Annotated in this window: 24 protein-coding genes and 1 tRNA gene; 9 read left to right on the top strand and 16 right to left on the bottom strand. The window is 68.3% G+C overall.

Annotation, left to right across the window (positions count from 1 at the left end; all coding sequences use genetic code 11):
* Window positions 1-47: 47 nt before the first annotated feature.
* Window positions 48-124, bottom strand: a tRNA-Met gene (locus BMZ25_RS04100).
* A gap of 121 nt (window positions 125-245) precedes the next feature.
* Here BMZ25_RS04100 and BMZ25_RS04095 point away from each other — a divergent pair.
* Window positions 246-881: an alpha/beta family hydrolase gene (locus BMZ25_RS04095; protein ID WP_092688838.1), complete on the top strand. Its 636-nt coding sequence runs from the start codon at window positions 246-248 to the stop codon at window positions 879-881.
* A gap of 41 nt (window positions 882-922) precedes the next feature.
* On the opposite strand, the gene BMZ25_RS20705 is transcribed toward BMZ25_RS04095, so the two are convergent.
* From BMZ25_RS20705 to BMZ25_RS04055, 8 genes are all read right to left on the bottom strand, one after another.
* Window positions 923-1099 (bottom strand): hypothetical protein, encoded by a 177-nt coding sequence (locus BMZ25_RS20705; protein WP_092688835.1) that lies wholly within the window; start codon window positions 1097-1099, stop codon window positions 923-925.
* Window positions 1096-2220 (bottom strand): YeeE/YedE family protein, encoded by a 1125-nt coding sequence (locus tag BMZ25_RS04085; protein WP_092688832.1) that lies wholly within the window; start codon window positions 2218-2220, stop codon window positions 1096-1098. Before BMZ25_RS04085 ends, BMZ25_RS20705 begins: the two co-directional genes overlap by 4 nt.
* Before the next feature lie 7 nt (window positions 2221-2227).
* Window positions 2228-3163 carry a sulfurtransferase gene (locus BMZ25_RS04080; RefSeq protein ID WP_092688829.1) on the bottom strand — a complete coding sequence of 312 codons (936 nt, stop codon included), beginning with the start codon at window positions 3161-3163 and terminating at the stop codon, window positions 2228-2230.
* Between the two features lie 189 nt (window positions 3164-3352).
* A complete protein-coding gene (locus BMZ25_RS04075; RefSeq protein ID WP_092688827.1) occupies window positions 3353-3721 on the bottom strand; it encodes a response regulator in 369 nt (122 codons plus the stop codon).
* A complete protein-coding gene (locus BMZ25_RS04070) occupies window positions 3714-7166 on the bottom strand; it encodes a CheR family methyltransferase (protein WP_092688824.1) in 3453 nt (1150 codons plus the stop codon). Before BMZ25_RS04070 ends, BMZ25_RS04075 begins: the two co-directional genes overlap by 8 nt.
* A gap of 110 nt (window positions 7167-7276) precedes the next feature.
* The gene (locus BMZ25_RS04065) at window positions 7277-7843 is read right to left on the bottom strand and encodes a PAS domain-containing protein (protein WP_092688821.1); all 567 of its coding nucleotides are present in this window, start codon (window positions 7841-7843) and stop codon (window positions 7277-7279) included.
* 84 nt (window positions 7844-7927) lie between these two features.
* Window positions 7928-9400 carry a sodium:solute symporter family protein gene (locus BMZ25_RS04060; RefSeq protein ID WP_092688819.1) on the bottom strand — a complete coding sequence of 491 codons (1473 nt, stop codon included), beginning with the start codon at window positions 9398-9400 and terminating at the stop codon, window positions 7928-7930.
* A 1-nt stretch (window position 9401) separates the two neighbouring features.
* Window positions 9402-9581, bottom strand: coding sequence for a hypothetical protein (locus BMZ25_RS04055; protein ID WP_092688816.1), 180 nt, complete (start codon window positions 9579-9581; stop codon window positions 9402-9404).
* 131 nt (window positions 9582-9712) lie between these two features.
* Between BMZ25_RS04055 and BMZ25_RS04050 the strand changes: the two genes are divergently transcribed.
* The 8 genes from BMZ25_RS04050 to BMZ25_RS04015 all read left to right on the top strand — a co-directional run bounded on the left by BMZ25_RS04050 (window position 9713) and on the right by BMZ25_RS04015 (window position 18536).
* On the top strand, window positions 9713-10933 hold the full coding sequence (locus tag BMZ25_RS04050; protein WP_092689480.1) for an NAD-dependent epimerase/dehydratase family protein: 1221 nt from the start codon (window positions 9713-9715) through the stop codon (window positions 10931-10933).
* Window positions 10930-11760 carry a glycosyltransferase gene (locus tag BMZ25_RS04045; protein WP_092688813.1) on the top strand — a complete coding sequence of 277 codons (831 nt, stop codon included), beginning with the start codon at window positions 10930-10932 and terminating at the stop codon, window positions 11758-11760. The genes BMZ25_RS04050 and BMZ25_RS04045 overlap by 4 nt, the downstream gene beginning before the upstream one ends.
* A complete protein-coding gene (locus BMZ25_RS04040) occupies window positions 11757-12611 on the top strand; it encodes an NAD-dependent epimerase/dehydratase family protein (protein WP_092688810.1) in 855 nt (284 codons plus the stop codon). The genes BMZ25_RS04045 and BMZ25_RS04040 overlap by 4 nt, the downstream gene beginning before the upstream one ends.
* A gap of 230 nt (window positions 12612-12841) precedes the next feature.
* On the top strand, window positions 12842-13768 hold the full coding sequence (locus BMZ25_RS04035; protein WP_092688807.1) for a response regulator: 927 nt from the start codon (window positions 12842-12844) through the stop codon (window positions 13766-13768).
* Window positions 13769-13772: 4 nt separating this feature from the next.
* Window positions 13773-14132 carry an Hpt domain-containing protein gene (locus BMZ25_RS04030; RefSeq protein WP_092688804.1) on the top strand — a complete coding sequence of 120 codons (360 nt, stop codon included), beginning with the start codon at window positions 13773-13775 and terminating at the stop codon, window positions 14130-14132.
* A 174-nt stretch (window positions 14133-14306) separates the two neighbouring features.
* A complete protein-coding gene (locus BMZ25_RS04025) occupies window positions 14307-16343 on the top strand; it encodes a sensor histidine kinase (RefSeq protein WP_177190372.1) in 2037 nt (678 codons plus the stop codon).
* 120 nt (window positions 16344-16463) lie between these two features.
* Window positions 16464-18122, top strand: a complete 1659-nt coding sequence (locus tag BMZ25_RS04020; RefSeq protein ID WP_092688798.1) for a PAS domain-containing sensor histidine kinase — start codon at window positions 16464-16466, stop codon at window positions 18120-18122.
* A gap of 18 nt (window positions 18123-18140) precedes the next feature.
* Entirely contained in the window at window positions 18141-18536 is a 396-nt protein-coding gene (locus BMZ25_RS04015) for a response regulator (RefSeq protein ID WP_092688795.1), read from the top strand.
* A gap of 3 nt (window positions 18537-18539) precedes the next feature.
* Here BMZ25_RS04015 and BMZ25_RS04010 read toward each other — a convergent pair whose 3' ends face one another.
* The 7 genes from BMZ25_RS04010 to BMZ25_RS03980 are packed head-to-tail and all read right to left on the bottom strand — an operon-like array spanning window position 18540 to window position 23939.
* Complete coding sequence (locus BMZ25_RS04010; RefSeq protein WP_092688792.1) at window positions 18540-19277, bottom strand: ABC transporter permease; 738 nt, start codon at window positions 19275-19277, stop codon at window positions 18540-18542.
* A complete protein-coding gene (locus BMZ25_RS04005) occupies window positions 19274-19999 on the bottom strand; it encodes an ABC transporter ATP-binding protein (protein WP_092688789.1) in 726 nt (241 codons plus the stop codon). Before BMZ25_RS04005 ends, BMZ25_RS04010 begins: the two co-directional genes overlap by 4 nt.
* Window positions 19996-20661, bottom strand: coding sequence for a TenA family protein (locus BMZ25_RS04000; RefSeq protein ID WP_092688786.1), 666 nt, complete (start codon window positions 20659-20661; stop codon window positions 19996-19998). The genes BMZ25_RS04005 and BMZ25_RS04000 overlap by 4 nt, the downstream gene beginning before the upstream one ends.
* On the bottom strand, window positions 20661-21596 hold the full coding sequence (locus BMZ25_RS03995) for an ABC transporter substrate-binding protein (RefSeq protein WP_092688783.1): 936 nt from the start codon (window positions 21594-21596) through the stop codon (window positions 20661-20663). Before BMZ25_RS03995 ends, BMZ25_RS04000 begins: the two co-directional genes overlap by 1 nt.
* Window positions 21593-22576, bottom strand: coding sequence for a HesA/MoeB/ThiF family protein (locus BMZ25_RS03990; RefSeq protein WP_092688780.1), 984 nt, complete (start codon window positions 22574-22576; stop codon window positions 21593-21595). The genes BMZ25_RS03995 and BMZ25_RS03990 overlap by 4 nt, the downstream gene beginning before the upstream one ends.
* On the bottom strand, window positions 22573-23169 hold the full coding sequence (locus BMZ25_RS03985; RefSeq protein ID WP_092688777.1) for a thiamine phosphate synthase: 597 nt from the start codon (window positions 23167-23169) through the stop codon (window positions 22573-22575). Before BMZ25_RS03985 ends, BMZ25_RS03990 begins: the two co-directional genes overlap by 4 nt.
* On the bottom strand, window positions 23166-23939 hold the full coding sequence (locus BMZ25_RS03980; protein WP_092688774.1) for a thiazole synthase: 774 nt from the start codon (window positions 23937-23939) through the stop codon (window positions 23166-23168). Before BMZ25_RS03980 ends, BMZ25_RS03985 begins: the two co-directional genes overlap by 4 nt.

Here is a 23939-nt window from a genome sequence, read left to right as displayed (position 1 = left end):
CCGATCCGGTCAGGATCGCCAGCCATGTCGTCGCAGGAAGGGAGGGCTGGTAGCGGAGGAGGGACTTGAACCCCCGACACATGGATTATGATTCCACTGCTCTAACCAACTGAGCTACTCCGCCAAGAGCGAGCGCCGGATTAGGCGAGAGCGGCGGAAGGGTCAAGTAGGATTGTCCGATTTTGTCGCCTTCAATTCTGCCCTATCCAGGGACCTCCCCTTTGCCGGCCCGCGGAGACCTGCGCATGACCGACTTCCGACACGACGGCCCCGTCGAGGGCCCGCGTCTCTTGCTGGCGCATGGTGCCGGAGCGGGGTCCGACTCGCCCGCGATGGAGGCGATGACCGCCGCGCTCGTGGAGGTCGGGCTGGGCGTCAGCCGGTTCGAGTTCGGCTACATGGCCGCCCGCCGGGCCGGGGGCGGCCGGCGCCCGCCGCCGAAGGCCGCGACGATGACCGACGAGTACCGCGAAGCCGTCGCGGCGCTGGACCACCGCGGCCCTCTCGTCATCGGCGGCAAGTCCATGGGCGGGCGCGTGGCGAGCCTGATCGCGGACGAGGCGCTGGACGCGCGGCAGGCCGGGGGCCTTCTGTGCCTGGGCTACCCGTTCCACCCGCCAAAGCGCCCCGACCAGCCGCGCACGGCGCACCTCGCGGCGCTGCGGATGCCGACGCTGATCTGCCAGGGCACGCGCGACCCGTTCGGCGGACCGGACGAGGTGGCCGGCTACGCGCTGTCCGACCGGATCGAGATCGCGTGGTTCGAGGACGGGGACCACGACCTGAAACCGCGCAAGCGGGTCACGGGGCTGGGCCATGCCGACCACCTGGCTGCGATGGCGGCGCGGGTGCGCGGCTGGGTGGACGGGCTGATCGCGTGAGACGAGCCGCGCCCGCACGGGGCGGACGCGGCCGGAGTGGTCTACTGGCTGGGCAGCGCGGCACAGTGGGCGCCGCCGGCGGCCTGCCCCGACCCCAGCGCGACCAGCGGCGGCGCCTGGTACGGGTTGGGCGGCTCGGAGGCCGACAGGTCGAAGGCCAGCAGGGCCGCGAACAGCACGCAGGTCGCGAGGGCGCAGAGCTTGCGGGTGCTGGTCATCTCCGGCCCTCCAGCCCAAGGACGGGGCGCAGGCGGATGCCGACATAGGTGCCGGCGAAGGCGGCGACGAACCATACCCAGCCATGCAGGCTGCCGGTGGAGATGCCGCTGAAAAACGCGCCGACGTTGCACCCGAAGGCCAGCCGCGAGGAATAGCCCAGCAGGAAGCCCGCGACGATCGTGGTCACCCACGCCTTCGCCGGAAGCGACGGCAGCGGCTGCGAGAACCCGCCGCGCCAGGCCGCGACCAGGAACGCCCCCGCCACGATGCCGAGATTGGTGAGCGAGGTCACGTCGGTCAGCAGCGTCTGCTGCACCCGCTCGACGTTCTCTGCCGTCGACCAGAACGCCGACCCCGACAGGTCCGCCCCCAGCGCCGACGCGCCCTTTGCGCCCCACAGGCCCAGGCCGTAGACGATGCCCCAGGGCTGCCCTGCGACGACGAGGTTCGCCAGCGCCAGCACCGCCAGCAGCACGGCGGCGATCACGTAGCGGCGCGGCATGGACCGGTATCCCGGTCTGCCAAGGAAGAACGCCACCGCCGCCGCCACGGCCAGGGCGCCCAGCGTGATCGCCGTGCCCCCTGCCCCTTCGAAGGCGATCACGGGCAGGGTGCCGAGATTGCTCCACCAGATCAGGCCGTAGGCGCCGAAGAAGCTGCCGATGGCGAAGAACGGCAGCGCCACCAGGCTGACGGCGTTGCCGCTGCCGACATTGACCAGCGTGCCCGAGCCGCAGCCCATGACGAGCTGCATGCAGGCCCCGAACACGAAGGCGCCGCCGATCATCGCGAAGCCGACCGGCGCGCGGGCGCCGACCAGTTCGTCGGGATGCGACGCAAGAAGCGGAATCGCCACCACCGCCACCAGCGCGATCGCCAGGAAATGCGCAATCACGCCGGCCGGCTCGCGCCGCACGATCATCGCGCGCCAGGGCCCGGCGAACCCGAAGCGGAAGCCCTCGAGCACCAGCCCGAAGCCCAGACCGATGGCCAGAAGCAGACCGTAGCGCGCGCCCACGAAGACGGCGACGGCCAGCGTCAACACAAGTGCCGCCCCGACCAGGGCGGCACGCTGAAGAGTGGTGGACGCGCCGGAGGGCGCGTCGACGGCTTGTGTCATGGGCGCCTCAGAACGTGCTCTTGATCTGGTTCCAGAGATTCCGGATCGGGCCCGGAACGTTGGCCATCTGGTAGCCCTCGTTGGACCAGCCGACCATGCTTTCGGGGTAGAGCTTGACGTTCTCGACGCCGGCAAGCTCGCTCAGGGCGAACCAGTTGGTCGCCGCCCAGTGACCGGTGTTGCAGAAAGAGATCAGTTGATCGGCGTCGGTGAAGCCCTGCTCCTGCGCCAGCTCGCGGGCCGCCTCGGCATCGACGATGGCCGGACCGCCCGAGAACCAGCCGGCATGCTCGAAGTATTCCGACTGCGGCAGCGTGCCGGGCTTGGCGGCCGCCGGGTGCGACTGCTCGCCGTTCCAGAAGCTTTCGGGCCGCGCATCGAGCAGCAGCGCCTCGTCGTCGCCGTCGACCACGGCGCGAACATCCTCGGCGGTGGCGAGCCACTGGTCCGAGAAGCTGACCTCGAAATCGCTCTCGGACGGTGTGACCTCGGACTCGGACAGATCATTGCCCGCCTCGGTCCAGGCGTTCACCCCACCGTTGAGGATCGACAGGTTCTCGACCCCACTCGACTTGAGCGTCCAGTAGACGCGGGCTGCGGCGCCGAAATCGGTGACGTCCTCCCCCTGGTAGACCACCACGGTGGGACGGTCGGCGGTGACGCCGATGCCGCTGAGAACCTCGGTCAGTTCATCCTCGCTCGGCACCTGGCCGGGATTGTCGGACGGGCCGCGGAACAGGCCGTAGGGCGCGTTGACGGCGCCTTCGATATGCCCGTCGGCATATCCCTCTTCGGCCGCGCGGATGTCGATGATCAGCGGGTTCTGTTCGCCTTGCACCTCGGTCAGCTCGGCCGGCGTCAGAAGCGGCGAGAGGCTGTCCTGCGCGATCGCGGGCGACAACGAGAGAGAGAGCACCGCGGCTGCGGCGAGCGACTGTTTCATATCTGCCTCCGTAAGTCTTGGGACATACATCGTCCAATGGGCCGAAGATGCAAGGCGGCACGCACCGCGGTCACCGGAACGGCCGTCCGACACGGCGGCCGCAAATGGCACACCGCCCTCGCCCGCGTGCGTCGGACAAAACGCCTGTTTGCCGTGGAAACGCCGCCGCCGGACGCCGGTCCTTTTTTGTCAGGCCGGGTCGAGAACCTCGCGCAGGCAGTCGCGCAGCCGCGCCTCGGTCATCGGCTTTGGGCAGAACTTCGCACCCGGATAGCGCTCGTCGATGTGTTCCTTGTCGAGATGGCCCGAGTGGAAGATCAGCCGGACGCCGGCCGCCAACAGGGCGTCGGCAAGACGGAACACCTCTCCGTCGCGAAGGCGGACATCGAGAACGGCGACGTCCGGATTGCACGACAGCCCACGGTCGAGCCCGTCGCGCACGCGGGCGACGGTCGCCACGACCTCGTGGCCCATGTCCTCGAGGATGAAGCGCAGATCGAGGGCGACGATCGCCTCGTCCTCGGCCAGAAGGACGCGCAGGCAGCCGGAATCAATCATGGGGCACGTCCGGCGTGTACGTGAGCGTGATCCGTCGCTGAGAACCGTCTTTTTCCACTTCTACCTCGCCTCCAAGCTGCGTCGCGGAAACCTCGACCAGCGTCGACCCGAACCCTGAACCTGCTTCCTCTTGCGAAAATTCGGTGGCGTAGATTTCGTTCCAATGCAGCGTGACCTGCCCGTCGTCATCGAGCGTCCATGTCACGTCCAGCCGCCCCTCGACTGGGCCCAGAACGCCGTATTTCGAGGCGTTCGTCGCCCATTCATGCAGCAAGAGGCCAATCGACGTGGTCTCTTTGGGGGTCAGCGCCACGTCGGGCCCGTCCGTCGTCACCGGCGCGGTCCCCTCGTAGGGTTCGAGCGCGGCTTGAAGCGCTCTCTTCAACGTGATCGGCTCGCCCCGGACGCCGCGCTGCGTCATGTCGTGCGAGCGGGCCAGCGCCGAAATACGGCGTTCCACGTTGTCGACGACCTCGCGCGGGGTCTCGGCGGTGCGCCCGGCGATCCGCAGCATGCCGGTGATGATCGAGAACAGGTTCTTCACCCGATGGTTCATCTCGCTCAGCATCACCTCGCGGACGCGGGCGGCCTCGCGCTCCATCGTCACGTCGTAGGTCACGCCCAGAAGCCGGCCGCGCCCGGTACCGTCGATCAGGCGGCCGAGCCCGCGCAGGGTGCGCTGTTCGCCGCCCGCGGTCTCGACCCGGAACGTCGCCTCGAAATCGGCCTCGCCCGAGATGGCGAGACGGAGGGATTCGTTCACCGTGTCCGCGTCGTCGGGATGGACCATGTCCAGCAGGCCGCGGACGCTGTGCTCATCGCTTTCGGCCTCGCCGGGCTTGTCCGCCGGGCGCAGTCCGAACATCTCGGCCTCGCTCCGGTCCAGTTCGACGAGCCCGCTGCTGACGTCGTATTCCCAGACGCCCAGGCGCGCGACATCCAGGGCGAGACGCAGGCGCGCGCTCTCTTCCTCGAGCGCCCGCTCCATCGCCAGCGCGTCGGTGATGTCGGTGAAGACAAGCGTGGCGCCCTCGACCTCTCCTTCGCCGGTGCGATACGGGGTGACCAGAAGCGACCATGTGCGGGTCCGGTCGCGGTCCATCACCCGCATCTGCGTCGGCTCTTCGTCCCTGATGACCTGCTCGACCGCCTGGCGGACGGCACCATGATCCTCGAGGATGCTCTGGACGTCGTCGATCGGACGGCCCCGGTCCCCCGGCCGCAGCGGAAAGATCAGGCTGGCGGCCTCGGTGAAGTTGCGGATCGTGCGGTCCTTGTCGAGCACCAGCAGCGGCAGCGCGGTGCTGTCGAAGAAGTTCTGCAGGTCGGCGTTCGCCACCTGCAGCTGATCGACCTTTGACTTCAGCTCGTCGTTGACCGTCGAAAGCTCCTCGTTCGTCGACTGGAGCTCCTCGTTCATCGACATCATTTCTTCGTTGGAGCTCTTCAGCTCCTCGTTTGCCGTCTCGAGCTCTTCGACCGTGGTGCGCAGGCGACCACGGGTGACGCGCAGCTCTTCCTCGAGCTGCTGGACGTGGCTGTCGGATTCCTCGATGTCGACGACATCGCTTTCGTTCGGCTCGAACGGCCCGCGGTCGCGGAACACCAGAAGGATGCTCTCGTCCGGCAGCGGGTCGGCCACGAGGTCCAGCGCCTGCTCGCCGAACTCGGAGCCGGCGCGCAGGTCGCGGGCGACGGTCGGCTTGCCCCGCTTCACCGCCTCGCGCAGCAGCGCCGAGATCGCGTCACGCAGACCCGGCCGTGCCAGCGTCTGCACGATGTCGTTCTCGCGGTTCACCGGATCGAGCGAGAGATACTTCGTCAGACGGCCGTACGAGGCGAGGATCTCTCCCCCGTGTCCCACTTGCAGGGTCGGCGGCGCATGGGTCTGCAGGATACGGTCCGAGGCGATGCCCTGCGTCCAGTCGACCTGCGTGGAATTGTCGGCCTCGCGCGAGGATGACGTCGACGGCGCCGGACGTTCCGTCGACGAGACGGGCCGCAGCCCGGACGGATAGATCGGCTTGGCGTTGTTGCGGCGAAACAGGCGCGCGCGCTGGTCGACCACCTCGAACAGGTTCTCGAAACGGCCGATGCTCTCGGACGGGCCGAGGAACAGGTAGCCGCGCGGACGGATCGAATAGTGGAACACCGGAAGCGCCGTGGTCTGCAGGCGCTCGCCGAGATAGATCAGCAGGTTCCGGCACGACACGAGGTCGATCTTCGAGAACGGCGGGTCCTTGATCACGCTGTGGGACGAGAAACGGACCATGTCGCGGATCTGGGCCGTGATCTGGAAACTGCCCTCGCGGCCGATCGTGTAGGAGTCCCTCATGTCTTCTGGGATCGCCGGCAGGGCGGCCAGCGGATAGACCCCGTTGCGCGCGATCTTCAGCATCTGCTCATCGATGTCAGTGGCGAAGATCTGGATCTTGATCGACTTGCGCTGCCGCCGCACCTCGTCGGCGAACATCATAGCGAGGGAATAGGCCTCTTCGCCGCTGGAACAGCCGGGAACCCACACGCGCACCTCGTCGCCGGCGGCGTCGCGCACCAGCGGCGTCACGGCGTGATCGCGCAGCTCGTCGAAATGCTCGGGGTCGCGGAAGAAGCGGGTGACGTTGATCAGCAGCTCGCGGAACAGCGTCTCGCATTCCTCGCGGTCGGCTTCCAGCCGGCGCAGGTATTCCCACGCGCTGCCGAGGTTCAACACCTGGATGCGCCGCTCGATCCGGCGCACCAGGGTCGACCGCTTGTAGCCCGAGAAATCGTGCCCGATGGTCCGGCGCAGCGTCTGCGAGATGTCATCGATGCTTTCGGCCACGGTGCGCTTCAGCCCGTCGTCGCTTTCGGCCATGGCGCGATGCGCATAGAACGTTTCGATACATTCGACGATCTCGACCGGCGCGCGGATGAAATCGACGAGCCCCGTCCCCTCGGCCGACAGCGGCATGCCGTCATAGCGCGCGGTCTCGGGGTCCTGCGCTATGCTCAGGCCGCCCTTTTCCTTGATCGCGCGCAGCCCGGTCGACCCGTCGGCCCCGGTGCCCGACAGGATCACGCAGGCGGCAAACCGGCCCTGGTCGCTCGCGAGGCTCTCGAAGAAGTCGTCGATCGGGCGGCGCAGGCCCCGTGGCTGGGCGAAATCCGTCAGCTGCAGGACGCCGTCGTTGATCGACAGGCCGTGGCCCGGCGGAATGATGTAGACATTCCCCGCCTCGACCTTCTCGCCACCCGACGCCTGCAGGACGGTCATTTCGGTGTGGCGGCCCAGCAGTTCGGCCAGCATGCTTTCGTGGTTGGGGTCGAGATGCTGGATCACGACATAGGCGAGTTGCGACTCGCGCTGCGCCGTGGTCAGCATTTCACGGATGGCTTCCAGCCCGCCGGCGGAAGCGCCCACGCCCACGATACAGACGCGGCCCAAGTCGTCGGTGTCTTTCATCAACCTGTCTCGTAAGAAGTCGGCGGGCTGCGCCGTCCGCCTATGGTAGTCGCCAATCTGAGCTTGGCTACGTCAACCGACACGCAATCTGCAAGCGGCACAGGTTGACGTTACGTCGCGTCGTCACTGTCGAGGGACAAACGCGCAAGCATCGCCACGGAATCGGCGAGGATCCTGGCCGATCCCATCATCGCCAGCCCGTATTCCTTCCCGATAAGGTCGATGTCGCGCAGATGCTCGCTCAACTGCTCGTCGTTACGGCGCAGTTTCACCCGGTCCATCGCGGAGGTCATGTCGAACTGCGAGGCTAGGATGAAGCGGGTCGATCCGTCTTTGCGCCGCAGACGGCTCATGAAGACGAAATTGTGAAACCGCGTCCCGTCCTTGCGGTAGTTCACGATCGGGAACCGGCCAGAGTCGGTCTCGTCGTCGGCAATGAAATCGCGGACATCGCGGAGCGAGTCCTCGGTCGTGTCGGGCCCCTGCAGAAAACGGCAGTTCTGCCCGATCACATCGTCCGATCCATAGCCCGTGAGCGTGTAGAAGCTTGAATTCGCGAGGATCAGCGGCAGGTCTTCCTGCGAGACATCCGCAAGCGACAGGGCCACGGTCGACGACTCGAAGTAGTCCTCCAGCACCTTCGGAAGCCGGTCCGCTACCGCCTCGTGTTCCGGCATGTCGTTCCTTTCGTTCACTTTGCCGTACGAGCGGCTTTGTCGCACCCACCTAAGTTGGAATCGCGCGAAAACCAGAGGCCTCGCCTACCACACGCGCATCGCGTCAAGCTCGGGGCGCAGGGCCACGGGGAAATCCAGTGCCTCGGGGCGCGGCCGCGTCAGCAGGCTGATTCCAACGAACAGACCGACACTCACGCCGATGACGGTGAAGGCCAGCCACGGGTCGAACACGCTCACGCCCAGCCCCATCGACAGGACGATTGCCGTCGCCGCGCCGCCCAGCAGAGAGGTCAGCGCCCCGGCCGCCGTACCGCCGCGCCAGAAGAACGCCCCCACAGTCGCGGGGACCGACACGACCAGCCCGGCGGCAGACAGCGCGGCGAGCTGATCCACGATCGACGCCTGCCGCACCGCGAAGATCGCGGCGAACACGATCACCAGCACGACGACCACCCGCCCGATGAACACCTGCGCGGCGTCGTGGCCCTTGGCCCGGCCCACCAGGTCACGCGCCACCATCGACCCCAGCGTTAGCGCGATCGAGTCCAGCGTCGAGACCGCGGCCGAAAGGATGCCGATGATCAGCAACAGCGCCACCGGCACCGGCACGGCGCCCGAGGCCAGCAGCGCCGGCGTCGCCGTCGCGGGGTTCTCGAGATCGGGGGCGAGGATCAGAGCGGCATAGCCCCAGATCACCGCGACCAGGGTAAAGACCAGGCCAAAGCCCAGCACCCACAGGATCATCCCCCGCATCGCCGCCATGTCGCGCACGACGAACAGCCGCTGGCTGACCTGCGGGTTCGACAGCGGAAAGAAGAACCACGGCACCGACAGCGCAAGGAAGGTCGGCAGGCTCCACAACCCCGGCCCCGGCACGTCCAGCCATTGCCCCCGCTCTTCGACGAGCGTGCCGACAAAGGCGTCCGGCCCGCCGATGGCAGAGACGACGAAGCCGATCGCCAGCAGCGCCGAGACGAGCATCACCGCCGCCTGCCCCGCGTCGGTCCAGGCGACCGACCGCAGCCCCGCCACGAGGGTCCAGAAGATCGCCAGGACCGCGCCGGTGACGATCGCCGCCTCCAGCCCGATGGCGCCGCCGGTGACCTCGGAGAGCAACAGCCCGATACCGGCCATCTGCGTCGTGCAATAGGGCATCAGGAAGATCAGCCCCAGAAGCGCGGTCGCCCGCGCCACGTTGCGGCTGCCGTAGCGGGCGCCCAGCATCTCGGCGGGGGTGACGAAGCCCCATTTCTGCGCCGCCAGCCAGAACCGCGGGCCGAACACGATCACCAGCGTGAGGCCCGAGAAATAGATCAGCTCGAAGCCCAGAGCGCCCACGCCGCCGCGATAGGTCAGACCGGTCAGCACCACCAGCATGAAGGCCGAATAGGTCGTCGCCGCGTAGGACAGGCCCGAGACCATGCCGCCGATGCGCCGCCCGCCGAGATAGTAGTCGACCGCGCTGCCGGTATTGCCCCGCGCCGCCGCGAAGGCCACCACGAAGCCGACCAGGGCAAAGACGCCCACGGCGCCCCAGACGAGGACAGGCGAGATCATCTCAGCGCCTCCAGCCCGACAGCCCGACCCCGATCAGGACGATCACGCCCAGGCCGAAGACACACCAGAACACGAAGATGTCGGTCGCCGGCTGCCCGCCGCCCAACAGGCCGTAAGGCACGACGATGCCGGCCAGGATGGTCGCGGCCACGGCACTCAGCCAGACCTGAAATCCGCCCATGATGCTGCCGCCCCCTTGCTGACGCTGCACCCGCAGCCTTAAACATCGGGCGACGTAGCGGCAACAGGTGCTGTCGCAATGCCGTTACAGGCGTCGTGCAGGACGCCCCGGACATGCGCGAAGGAGACGAGATGAAGATTGCGATCCTCGGCGGCGACGGTTTCGTCGGCTGGCCCACCACCCTGCATCTGTCGGACCAAGGCCACGAGGTGCATATCGTCGACAACCTCTCGCGCCGGTGGATCGACACCGAGCTGGGCGTGCAGTCCCTGACGCCGATGGACTCGATCCAGGAGCGCTGCCGCATCTGGAAGCAGGAGACGGGTCGCTCGATCCACTTCCACCTGCTCGACCTCGCCCGCGAATACGAGCGGCTCAAGGGCTGGCTGGCCGAGGAAAAGCCCGACGCGATCATCCACTTCGCCGAACAGCGCGCCGCGCCCTATTCGATGAAAACCGACCGCCACAAGGTCTACACCGTCAACAACAACACCAACGCGACGCACAACCTGCTGGCCGCGCTGGTCGAGACGGGGATCGACGCGCATCTCGTCCATCTGGGGACGATGGGGGTCTACGGCTATTCCAGCGTCGGCGCGGCGATTCCCGAGGGGTATCTCGACGTCGATGTCGAGACGCTGGACGGCACCAAGGCGCAGCAGGAAATCCTGTACCCGACCAAGCCGGGCTCGGTCTATCACATGACCAAGTCCCTCGATCAGATCCTCTTCCAGTTCTACGCGCAGAACGACGGCCTCAGGATCACCGACCTGCACCAGGGCATCGTCTGGGGCACCCATACCGAGCAGACGCGCCGCCACGAGCAGCTGATCAACCGCTTCGACTATGACGGCGATTACGGCACGGTCCTGAACCGGTTCCTGATCCAGGCGGCGATCGACTATCCGCTGACCGTGCACGGCACCGGCGGCCAGACCCGCGCCTTCATCCACATCCAGGACAGCGTGCGCTGCATCGAGCTGGCGCTGAAGGACGCCCCCAAGTCGGGCGAGCGGGTGCGGATCTTCAACCAGATGACCGAGACGCACCGCGTGCGCGACCTCGCCGAGCTGGTCGCCAAACTGAGCGACGCGCGCGTCGCCTACCTGCCCAACCCGCGGAAGGAAGCGGAAGAGAACGATCTCGTCGTCAGGAACGACCAGTTTCTCGCGCTGGGTCTGGAACCGACGACGCTGGCCGAGGGGCTGCTGGAAGAGGTCGTCGAGGTCGCGAAGAAATACGCCCACCGGATCGACCGGAGCCGCGTGCCGGCCGTCTCGGCCTGGACCCGTGATCTCGCGCAGCGGGTCGAGCGCGACCCCGAGGGCAAGGCGCTGAAATCGGCCTCATGATCGACGCACCGGCCGGGCATGCGCCGCGGGGCGAGCGGGCCTATGTCACGCTCGTCACCAACGAGGATTTCGCCCGCGGCGCGGCGGCGCTGCTGCGGTCTCTGTCGCTGACCGGCACCGAGGCCGACCTGGTCGTGATGCACACCGCGGCGGTGCCGGACGAGGCGCTCGCGCGGCTGCATGCGCGGGGGGCGCGGCTGGTCCCGGTGGACCTGCTGCCAACCTCCGACGCGTTCAACGCGGCCCATGCCCGCGACCGCCTGCACGGCAACGCCCCCTTCACCAGGGGCGAGAAGCCGCCCTTTCACACGCCGCTGGACAATTTCGCCAAGCTGCGGCTCTGGCAGCTGGACTATGAGCGGGTGGTCTTTCTGGACGCCGACACGCTGGTGTTGCGCAACAGCGACGCGCTGTTCGACTATCCCGAGTTCTGCGCGGCGCCGAACGTCTATGAAAGCCTCGCCGACTTTCACCGCATGAACTCGGGCGTGTTCACGGCCCGCCCCTCTCGCGCGACGTTCAACGCGATGCTGGCACGGCTCGATGCGCCGGGGGCCTTCTGGCGGCGGACCGACCAGACCTTCCTGCAGGACTTCTTTCCCGACTGGCACGGACTGCCGGTGTTCTCGAACATGCTGCAATATGTCTGGTTCAACATGCCGGAGCTGTGGAGTTGGGAACAGATCCGCATCCTGCACTTCCAGTACGAAAAGCCCTGGCAGGACCATGCCAAGGCGGATCGTCTGCGGCCTCTGATCGACCTCTGGCGGGCCTATGAGGGCGACGGGCCGGTGCCCGCCCCCGCAGACCTGCCGCGCCCGGCATGAGGGTCGCCGTCACCGGCGCCTCGGGGCTTGTCGGCCACCCCGTCGCCGCGGGACTGCTGCGCCGGGGCCATGAGGTGACGACGCTGTGCCGCGCGCCCGTGCCCCTCCCCGGCGCCGGCCACCGGGCCTACACGCTGGGCGACCGCCCCGACCTGTCGGGCATCGACGCGCTGGTGCATGCGGCGTTCTCGCACGTGCCGGGCAAGTATCGCGGCGGCGAGGGCGACGATCCGCAGGGGTTCCTGCGGTCCAACCTCGACGGCAGCCTCGCCCTGTTCGACGCCGCGCGGCAGGCCTCGGTCCCCCACGTGGTCTTTCTGTCCAGCCGGGCGGTCTATGGCCCCAATCCACCGGGAACGAGCCTGCACGAAGAGATGACGCCCCGGCCCGACACGCTCTATGGCGAGGTGAAGCTTGCGGCGGAAGAGGCGCTTGCCGCGATGGCGGCCGATTTCGAGTCGGCCGTCAGCCTGCGGGCCACCGGCGTCTACGGCCCGCCGCCGCCCGCGCGCGCCCACAAGTGGGCAGACCTCTTCAAGGCGTTCGCCCGCGGGGACGAGGTCGCCCCCCGCGCCGGGACCGAGGTGCACGCCGACGACCTTTGCGCCGCCATCGACCGCGTTCTGGGGGCGAGAGACCGTCCCGCGCCGCTCTACAACGTGTCGGCATTCGTGCTGGACCGGCACGACCTGCTGGCCTGCTACGCCCGGATCGCGGGCCTGTCGATCGCGCCCCCGCCACGCGCCGACACCACGTCCCTGAACGCCATGTCGACGCAACGACTGCGCCAACTCGGTTGGCAGCCGCGCGGGGCCGAGACGTTGAAGCGCGACCTGCGCGCGATGCTCTGACGGGCTGCCGGCAAAGGTCGATTGTCAACCGACGGGCGATCACCCCTTGCGCGAACCGCCGAGTCGGCGGCCAAGTGGACGCCCAGTCAAGCAAAGCCTCCCGCGCCCCGGATTCGCCAAACAGGCGAAAATTTAACCTAGGTGTCGCCAAAATCTGACCACAATCGTTAGCAAAAGTTAATGAAACGCCCGCACCCCCCCCAGCGTGCGGCCCATCGGGAACCTGACACATGCGCGCACTCCTCGTGGACGACGATCCGCTGTTCATGGACCTGCTGACGCAGTCGCTCAGGACACTCGGATATTCGGACTTCGAGACGGCGGCATCTGGGGACGAGGCCCTGGGCCGGATCGCCCGCGCAGAGCGGCCCTTCGACTGCTTCCTGCTGGACATCCGCATGCCGGGGATGAGCGGGATCGACCTTGTCGGGCACATCCGCCGGCTGCCCGATCACCGTCAGACGCCGGTGCTGATGATCTCGTCGCTGATCGAGAAGGACCAGATCGACAGCGCCTTCCGTGCCGGCGCCCACGATTACATCAACAAGCCGCTCGACCAGACCGAGCTTGCCGCGCGGCTACACATGGTCGAGCGTCTGAACGCCGAGCGCGATCGCTCGGCCGCGCTCTCGGCGGAACTGGGCGAGGGCCGCGCCGCGCGCAGCATCGCGTTCGAGAGCGCGGTGACGCTGGACGAGGCCGAGGGGCTGGTCCCCTACGTCACGCTCGAGAACTGGCTGCTCAAGCTCGGCTCGGTGCGCCTGATCGGCAGCTCGGCCTTCGCTGTGAGGGTGGACAACGCCGAAGACATCCTGCTGGCGCTCGGCAGCAACGCCTTCATCCAGGCGATGACGGATGTCGCCGCGCTTCTGAGCGACGGGCTCAAGGGCGAGTCGCGCCTGATCGCCTATGCCGGCTCCGGTCACTTCGTCTGTGCGATGCAGCAGGGCCGTCCCGACCTCGAAACCCTGGCGCTGCAGATCGAGCTCGGGCTCGACGAGTTCCGCCCGCTCTACCGCGACACCGGAGAGATCCTGCCGCGTGTCACCATCGGCACGGTCGCGACCTATTCGCCGCTGCCGATGCGCCCGCCGACCAAGCTGATCGACGCCGCAATCGCGCGGGTGGGCAAGTCGGACGGCCTGAGAGCGGCCTGAGCCGATGAACCGGGCGTCCTCACAGGCCCAGTTCGACGGGCAGGTCTCGGCGATCCGCGACCAGTTCCTCGCGGGGCTGCCGGACCGCATCCTCGAGATGGAGGCCCTGTGCGTTGCCCTGCGGCGCGCACCCGACCGCGGGCGGATCGACCAGTTGGGGATGCACCTGCACAAGATCGCGGGGATCGCCGGGTCGCTCGGCTATGCCCGGCTTGGCGAAACGGCGCGGCGCGCGGACGCGACCGTGTCCCAGGCCCCGGCCGAGGCGTCGGCCGCCGCGCTGTGGCACGAGATCGAAGCACAGGTCGAGCAGTGCCTCGACGACATGGAAGACGCGCTCGACGCGCTCGACCGAAGCGCGTGACCGAAGGGCGACAGGCCCGCGGTCGTGTTCCCCCGACGCCACGGCCACGCTTGCCAACGGCACCGACGCCGAGATCAATCAGCCACCAATAACAAGCAAGCGGTCCCCCGCGCCGCCAGACCGAGTAGCCCGATGTTCAGCCGGCGCCACAAGCGAGCAAGCCAGCCAGCGAAAATGGCGCGCCCCGCGGGACGACAGCTGGGGCTGACCGCGGCCTATGCCGCGATCCTGTCGATCGCGGTCGCGGCGGGCGTCTACCTGGATCGCTCGGCCCTGATCGACGAGCGGACGAAACTGCGCGCCGCGCTGGCCGATACGGCGTATACCCTGTCGCTGTCCGTCCAGCGCGAGCTCGTGACAAACGAGATGCGTGCGCGCGGCATCAGCGGCTCCATCGCCGGGAACCCCGACTACACCACGGCCCAGTTCGAACAGGTGGCCAGTCACTTGATCTCCAACGCGCCCGAAGTGGTCAACATCGCCGCTGCGCCGGGGCTCGTCATCACCGACATCTTCCCCCGGCGCGGCAATACCAGCGTGATCGGCCTGGATTACAGCGAGGTGCCCGATCAGCTTGCCTCGGTGGCGCGGGCGCTGCGGTCGAACGCGGTCGTGCTCGACGGGCCGGTGAACCTGGTTCAGGGCGGCAAGGCCTTTATCCTGCGCGCGCCGGTCCGCCTGACGCCGGGTGGAAATCCCAAGGGCTCCCTGCCCTGGGGCGTCGTCTCGATCGTGATCGATTCAGAATCGATGATCGCGCGCACCGGCCTCGACCCCGCCCCGGCAGGCACCCGCATCGCCGTCCGGGCGCTGCGCCCCGGTGGCGAGGGCCCCGAGATGATCCACGGCGACGCCGACGTGTTCTCGGCACGGCCGGTGCTGCGGCAGCTTTCGCTGCTCGGCGTCACCTGGCAGATCGGCCTCGCGCCCGAGGGCGGCTGGCCCACCGCACCGACGGGCCGCGGGGCGATGGTGGCGCTGATCGCGGCAATCGCGCTGGTCGTGATGATCGTCGTCCACATCGTCAGCCGCCTCTCGCGAGAACGCGACGCCTCTCGGGCGCAGCTGTTCCAGGCGATCGAGTCGATCAACGACGGCTTCGCGCTCTACGGTCCCGACGACCGGCTGGTGATGTGCAACAGCAAGTATTGCAGCTATTACAACAAGTCCGCCGACCAGTTCGTGCCGGGCGCCCGGTTCGAGGACATCCTGCGCGAGGGACTGAGGCGCGGACAGTACCAGGACGCGATCGGACGCGAGGAAGAGTGGCTGCAGGAGCGGCTGGCCCTTCATGCCCAGGACCACAGCGTCAGCGAACAGTACCTGGACGACGGCCGCTGGCTGAAGGTTGCCGAAAACCGGACCCCTGACGGCAGCACCGTCGGCTTCCGCGTCGATGTGACCGAACTGAAGCGCGCGCAGCATTCGGCCGAGCAGGCGAACCGCGCGAAGTCGGATTTCCTCAACAATGTCAGTCACGAACTGCGAACGCCGCTGACCGTCATCCTCGGCTATTCCAGCTTTCTCCTCCGCCTCGAGCGGCTGCCCGAATACGCGCGGCTGCGCGACCTCATGGAACAGAACGGCGACGTGCCGGCCATCCGCGAGGCGCACGAGACGCACATGGAGACAATCCGCAGCCTGTCGCGGCGCATCGACTCGGCCGGGCAGATGCTGCTGAGCCTGATCAACGGCGTGCTCGACTGGTCCCGCATCGAAGCCGGAGAGATGAACCTCGCCCCCGAGCCGGTGCAGGTGGACCGGCTGGTCGACGAGATCGGCAGCCAGCTTCAGGATCTGGCCGACAGCAAGGGCCTCTGCTTCAACTATTCCGCCGACGAGGCGACCGTGGAAGCCGACCCGGTCCGGCTGCGGCAGGTTCTCATCAACCTCGTCGGCAACGCGATCAAGTTCACCGACAGTGGCCATGTCGCCCTGCGCGCCGAGTGCGACGGCGATGCCCTGACCTTCACCATCGAGGATTCCGGCTGCGGCATCGCGCCCGAGAACCACGAGCTCGTCTTCGAGCGTTTCAAGCAGGTCGACGATTCCATCACCCGCGCCTACACGGGCACCGGTCTGGGTCTGGCGATCACGCGGCAGATCGTCGAGGCGCATGGCAGCCGCATCAGGCTGGACAGCGTTCCCGGCGAAGGCAGCATCTTCAGATTCGCGCTCCCGGTCTGCACCCGGACCGCCAAAGCCGCCTGAACGGAGGCGGTACATGGCCACGTTTTGGGCACAGAGCCGACTTGCTAGGATCAAACTCCCCCGCCAAGATCCGGGCATGGATTTTGATTTTGCTAAGTTTTGTCCGGAAGGCGCGTCTTGATGGCACAACACTCGTATCTCTCCGTGACCGTCTTGGCTCTGCTCGCGCTTCTCGGACTTTACGCGGCATCCCTCGCCTTCGGAGTGGTCGGCCTGCCGTCGGGGCCGGTGATCTCCGGCCTCTGGGCGACGACCGGTCTGCTCGTGGGCAGCGGCGCGGTTCTTGTCCTTACCCGCCAGCAGGACCGGCGTGGACAGCGGCTGCTGCAGCAATACGGCAAGGAACTGAACTTCGGGCGGCAGGCGATCAACGCGCACACGATCGTCAATGTGTCCGAGCGCACCGGCGAGATCATCGAGGTGAACGAGAACTTCACGCGGCTCTTCGGCTATTCCGCCGACGAGGTGCTGGGCCATGAGTTGTCGTTCATCTACGAGAACGGCGAAGAGGACCCGGTCTTTCAGGAGATGATGTCGTGCTCGCTGGCCGGCACCGGCTGGACCGGTGAGCAGCGGCTGCGCACCAAGGATGGCGCGGCGGTCTACACGCAGTGCACGATGATGCCGCTCTTCGACGAAGACGGGCAGCACAGCCGCAACATCACCCTGCGCACGGACGTCACCGCCAGCCGCCGGGCCGAGGCGGATCACTATCTCACCGTCGTCCTCGAGGAACTCAAGGACGAGGTCTTCATCTACGACACCGCCGAGCACGTCATCACCTACATGAACGCCGCCGCCCGTCGCCGGACCGGGTGGGAAGACGGCGCCCGCGGCGGGCGCCGCATCGACGAGGCGATCTCGGACATCGACCCCGGCGTCTTCGCCGAGCACATTGCGCCGCTGACCAACGGCCGCGATCCCATCGTGCGGCTCGAATGCCGCGACGACGCCCACGCGCTCGAGGTGGCCACCCAGCGGATCACCGCCCCCGGCGGCAAGCCGCTCTATGTCTCGGTGATCCGCGACATCACCGAACGCCGCGCAGTGGAGAAGGCCAAGCTCGACATGGTGTCGACGGTCAGCCACGAGCTGCGCGCGCCGCTGACCTCGATCAAGGGCTCGCTGCGGATGCTGCAATCCGGCGCGCTCGGCACGTTCGAGGGCCGCGCCAACACGGTCATCGAGATCGCCGCGCGCAACAGCGAGCGGCTGCTGCTGGTCCTGAACGACATCCTCGACCTCGACAAGATCCGCGCCAAGCAGATGGATTTCACCCGCGAGTCGATGACGCTGGGCCCCCTCCTGCAAAGCGCCATCGACATGAACAGCGGCTACGGCGAGGAACACGGCGTCCGCTTCCGGCTGGACGACCCGACCTCGGACGCGCGGATCATGGGCAATGCCGATCGGCTGATGCAGGTCCTGACCAACCTGATGTCGAACGCGGCCAAGTTCTCGCCGCAGGACGGCGAGGTCCGCGTGGGCCTGCGCGATCAGGGCGATGTCTGGCAGATTTTCGTCCGCGATTCCGGACCCGGCATCGCCGAAAGCGACCGGCCCCGCGTGTTCGACACCTTCGCGCAGCTCAAGCCCGCCGACGGACGCCCGCGCTCGGGCACCGGGCTGGGGCTCGCCATCTGCAAGTCCATCGTCGAGCGGCACGAGGGGGAGATCGACTTCGTCAGCCAGATCGGTCACGGCACGGAATTCCGGGTCGATCTTCCCAAGGCCGCTGGACCAGAAAGAAACCTGACGCTAGAACGTCTGGCCAGCTAGCACGCGAAAGGCGAGTTCATGACACTCCGCTCCATCCTCCACGTCGAAGACGATGCCGACATCCGCGCCATCGTCCAGCTGTCCCTGGAAACCTTGGGCGGATACCAGTTGTCGCAATACGCCTCCGGGCCCGAAGCGCTGGAGGCGGCGCCCTCAGAGACGCCCGACCTGATCCTGCTGGACGTGATGATGCCGGGCATGAGCGGCGAGGACGTCTGGAAGTCCTTCACCGAGATGCCGCATCTGCGCGACGTGCCGACGATCTTCATGACCGCGAAGGCCGAGGGCGTCTATTCCGCCGACCTGATCCGCCGCGGCGCCTGCGCGGTCATCACCAAGCCGTTCGACCCGATGAGCCTGCCGGACGAGATCCGCAGCCACTGGGACAAATGCGCCTCGGAACACTCCGCCTGACGCTCAGCGGGTACGCCGCCTGAGCAGCGCTTCGGTCGCGCGGTCCACGCCAGCATGCAGCAACAGCGTGAAGACGGCCAGCACCAGCAGGGCCGCGAACATGAGGTCGATCTTGGCGCGTCCGTTGGCCAGCAGCATCAGGTAGCCCAGCCCCTTCGACGCGCCGACCCATTCGCCGATGATCGCGCCGATGGGGGCATAGACCGCGGCGAGCTTCAGCCCCGAGACGAAACCGGGCAGCGCCGCGGGCACACGGACGCGCCACATGACCTGCCGCCGCCCCGCGCCCATGACGCGCGCCAGGTCCAGCCAGCCCGACGGCGTGCGCATCAGCGCGTCGAAGAACGCCGACGTCACCGGGAAATAGATGATGAGCAACGCCATCGCGATCTTCGAGGCCAGCCCGTAGCCGAACCAGAGCGTCAGGATCGGCGCCAGCGCGAACACCGGCACCGCCTGGCTGAAGACGAGGATCGGCCGCAGCAGACGCCGCGCCCGCTCGGACGCCGCAAGACCGATGGCCGACCCCGCGCCCAGGACGGCGCCCAGCACCAGCCCGGCGAGCACCTCGATGATGGTGACGACCGCATTCTCGGCGATCAGCACGCGTGACGTCCAGAGCGCCTGCGCCACGCGGGCAGGTCCCGGCAGGATGAAGGGCGGCATGTCCAGCGCCACAACCACCGCCTGCCACAGCGCGATGACCAGCAGCGCCGGCCCGGCGAGGTGCACCGCCCTCATGCGGCCTCCAGCAGGCAGCGGGTGAGCCGGCCCTGCGCGGCCAGTGTCTCTTCCCCGTCCGCGGCGCGGGGCATCGGCGTGTCGGGGGGGGCGACGGTCTGAAGCTCGTGTTCGGTCAGCAGCAGGATGCGCTCGCCCAGCCGCGCCGCCTCGGCCGCGTCGTGGGTCACGTGCAGCACGGTGCGGCCCCGCAACAACTCGGCGGCGAGGTCCTGCATCCGCGCGCGGGTGGCGGCGTCGAGGGCCGAGAACGGCTCGTCCAGCAGCACGACGGGGCGGTCCTCCATCAGCGTCCGGGCCAGAGCGGCCCGCTGGCGCTGACCGCCCGACAGCGCGCCCGGCTTCTTGTCGCTATGGGCCTCGAGCCCCACGCGAGACAGGATGGCGCGGGCGGCGTCGCGGTCGGGCGTCTCTCCCCGAAGGCGCGCACCGAGGAGGGCGTTGTCGAGGACGGTCAGCCACGGCATCAGCAGGTCCGACTGCGCCATCAGCGCGACGCGACCCGCCAGGGGGGCACCGTCGTCGGCCCCGCAGGTGCCGTCCAGCGCGACCTCGTCGTCGATCCCGGCAAAGGTCCGCAGGATCGTCGACTTGCCGACGCCGGACGGCCCCAGAAGACAGGTCCAGCGGCCTGCCGGAACACGCATTTCCAGCGGGCCGAAGACCCGCGTCCCTGCGATGTCGGCAGTGCCGGACAGCGACAGGCCGGGGGCGGTGATCATCCGTCGAGACCCATCTGCCAGAACGCGATCTCCAGCTGCGTTGCGGTCCGGAACCGGCCGCACAGACGCGACCAGCGGGGGCTTTTTTCCGGTTCGGTTCCAATGCGTTGTGCGACGGAGGCGTCGATCTGCGCGCCGACGGTACGGCACAGCGACTGGTACTCGTCCCCGGCATAGGTCTCGATCCACTTGGCGTAGGGGCCGCCGGTGCCGGAGAGGCGGGCGCCGATCTCGCCATAGCCCAGCACGCAGGGCGCCAGGGCGGCGAAGAGGTCGAGCAGGTCGCCAGAATGGCCGGCATCCAGGACGTAGCGCGTATAGGCCAGGTTGGCGGGCGCCTCGACGGTGTCGAACAGGGCCCGGCGGCCGATCCCCTCGTCCGCACAGGTCTGGATATGGAGCGGCATCTCGTCGTGCAGCAGGGCGTACACAACCTGTGCACAGAGCGTATGCTCTTCGTATGTCTCCGATTTCGTCACACCGAGCGCCCAGGCGCGGGCGAAATGGACGAGAAAGACGTAATCCTGGCGCAGGTAATGCAGGAACGACTCGCGCGGCAGCGTGCCGTCCGCGAGGCCCGCGACGAAGGGATGGCGCACATAGGCGTCCCAGTCGTCGCCGGCCGCCGCGCGCCAGGCCGCGAAGGTCTGGCCGTAGGACATCACTCGCCCCCGATCTCGATGGCCAGATCCTCGACCGGCTTGACCTCGTCGATCAGCCCGGCCTCGGCCATGAACCGCTCGAACCGGGCGTAGCGCGACGAATCCAGCGCGGCGGGCCGCAGGGCGAAGCGCGGGATCGTGTCGGTCCACGCCTTGCGGTTCAGCTCGTCCTGAAGCTCGGTCGAGGTCGAGGCGAAGATCTCCCAGCTCTCTTCGGGGTGGTTCACGATGTACTGGGTCGCCCGCTCGGTCGCCTGGAGGAAGCGGCCGATCATGTCGGCATCCATCGTCTCGGGGTTGGCGACGTAGATCAGTTCGTCATAGACCGGCACGCCCTCTTCCTCGAGGTAGAAGCAGCGGCCGGGCACGCCCTCGATCTCCATCTGGTTGAGCTCGAAGTTGCGGTAGGCGCCGATCACCGCGTCGACCTGCCCCGACATCAGCGCGGGCGCGAGCGAGAAGTTGACGTTCACCAGTTCGACATCGTCCATCGACAGGCCAGCAGGTTCCAGCATCGCCTCGAGCAGTGCCTCCTCGACTCCCGCGACCGAGAACCCGACGCTGCGGCCCTCGAGGTCGGCGATCTCCTGCACCGGGCCGTCCTGCCGCACCAGCAGGCAGTTGAGCGGCGAGGCGATCAGCGTGCCCACGCGCTTGAGCGGCAGCCCCTCGGCCACCTGCAGGTGCAGCTGCGGCTGATAGCTGACGGCAAGGTCGGCGCGGCCCGCCGCGGCCATCTTGGGCGGGTCGGCGGGATCGGCTGGGGCGACGATGTCCACGTCGAGGTTTTCTTCCGCGAAATAGCCCAGCTCGTCGGCCAGCACGATCGGGCCGTGGTCTGGGTTCACGAACCAGTCGAGCACCAGCGTCATGTCGTCCTGCGCGGCGGCGGGCGTGGCGCCCAGCGCGAGGGCGAATAGGGGGGCAAATCTCATGTCTCTCCTCCGGATTGGTCGCCCAGGGCGACGAGGGCGATCTCGCCGTTCCAGACGGCGGACAGGCGGTCGGCCGCGCTCCACGAGCGCTGGCCGGACCGGCAACAAAATACCGCGCGCTGCCCCGATGCGGGCACCGGGCCGTCGGCCCCGAACGCGTCGACGGGCAGGCGGCGGGCGGCAGGATGGGCGATGGGGCCTTCCTCGGGGCGACGCAGATCGACGACGAAATCCTCGGGACCGATCGCGTCGGGCGCGATGAAGGCCGGGGCGCCCTGGGGTTCGGGTGCGGCGTGGAAGTCGAAACCGCCGAAACGGTGGCCGAGCGCATCGAAGCTGACGACCCGGCCCAGGGGCGACGGGGCGATCCCGGCGACAAGCGACAGCGCCTGCTGCGCCTGCACCGCGCCGATCACGCCGACCACGGGGCCCAGCACGCCGTCCTCGGCGCACGAGCCGATGCGCTCGGGCAGGTCGGGGAACACCGCGCGCAGCGACGGCGCCCCGCCGCAGAACGCGCCGGAATAGCCGCCCGTGCCGATCACCGAGGCGCTGACCAGCGGCACGCCCCCGGCGCGGCACCAGTCCGACAGGACGTAGGAGGCGGCGAAGCTGTCGGCGCAGTCGAGCACCACGTCGCAGCCCTGCCCCAGCGTGGCGACGTTCGCCGGGCCCAGCGTATCGACCACCGGCGCGACCGCGCTGTCGGGGTTCAGCGCCCGCATCGACGCCGCCGCGGCCTCGGCCTTGGGCGTGCCGATGTCGGTGCCGCGGAACAGCGTCTGGCGGTGCAGGTTCGAGTCCTCGACCCGATCGGGATCGACGAGGCGGATGTGCCCCACGCCGGCGCCGACGAGATATTGCAGCACCGGCGCCGCCAGCCCCCCGGCACCGACAACCAGCACCGACGCGGCGCGCAGGCGGTCCTGCCCCGCCTGCCCCAGTTCGGGCACGGCGATCTGGCGGGCATAGCGGCTCATCTCGTGGCCTCCAGCCAGGCACGGACACGGCCCTCGGGATCGGCGTTCAGCGTGATGTCCGTGACCACCGACACGATGTCGGCCCCGGCGTCGAAGGCGTCCGGCGCCCGGTCGATGTTCAACCCGCCGATGGCGACGAGGGGGATGTCGCCGATACGCGCCTTCCAGTCGCGCACCCGGTCGAGCCCTTGCTCGTGCCATTTCATCTTCTTGAGGATCGTCGGCCAGACCGGCCCCAGCGCGACATAGTCTGGCGCGAGGGACAGGGCGCGGTCCAGTTCGGCTTCGTCATGGGTCGAGATGCCCAGCTTCAACCCCGCCTTGCGGATCGCGGCCAGGTCGGCGGTGTCGAGATCCTCCTGCCCCAGGTGGACCCAGTCGCAGCCAAGGTCGATGGCGTGGCGCCAGTGGTCGTTCACCACCATCGTCGCGCCGGACGCACGGGACAGCGCGTGCGATTGCTCGATCGCGTCGCGCAGGTCCTGGTCGGGCCGGTCCTTGAGCCGCAGCTGGAACAGCCGCACGCCGAGCGGCAGCATCCGGACCAGCCAGGCGGGATCGTCGAAGATCGGATAGAAACGGTCGAGTGTCATTCCAGGAACGCCATGCCGATCACGGGGGTCGAGGGCGCGGCCATGTCGCGCGGCTCCATCGGGTCGGCCTCGTAGCCGAGCCGCCCGGCCTCGAGCGCGCGGGCAAAGCCCTCGGCCATCGCGGCGGGGTCGCCGGCCTTGGCGACGGCGGTGTTCAGCAGGATCGCGTCATAGCCGAGCTCCATCGCCATGGCGGCGTGGCTGGGCATGCCCAGGCCCGCGTCGATCACCAGCGGAACGTCCGGGAACTGCGCCCGCAGGGTGCGCAACCCGTAGACGTTGTTCAGCCCCAGACCGGTCCCGATGGGCGCGCCCCAGGGCATCAGCACCTCGCATCCCGCATCCAGCAGCCGCCCGGCCAGCACGCCGTCCTCGGTGGTGTAGGGAAAGACCTTGAACCCGTCGTCCGAGAGGATGCGCGCCGCCTCGACCAGCCCGAACGGGTCGGGTTGCAACGTGTCGGGGTGGCCCACGACCTCGAGCTTGATCCAGTCGGTGCCGAACATCTCGCGCGCCATCTGCGCGGTCGTCACAGCCTCGCGCACGGTGTGGCAGCCGGCGGTGTTCGGCAGGACCGGCAGGCCGAGATCGCGGATCAGGCCCCAGAACGACTCTCCGGCCCCCTCGCCCGCCGATTCCCGGCGCAGCGAGACGGTAGCGATGCCGGCGCCCGAGCGGCGAAAGGCCTGTTCGAGGACCGCGGGCGAGGGATACTGGGCCGTGCCCAGCATCAGCCGCGAGTCCACCTGCGTGCCGTAGAACGTGGGCAT

The organism is Tranquillimonas rosea, from assembly GCF_900111315.1.
Taxonomy (GTDB): domain Bacteria; phylum Pseudomonadota; class Alphaproteobacteria; order Rhodobacterales; family Rhodobacteraceae; genus Tranquillimonas; species Tranquillimonas rosea.
Note: the sequence above shows the minus strand (reverse complement) of the source record. Positions and strands in the feature narration are given on the sequence as shown.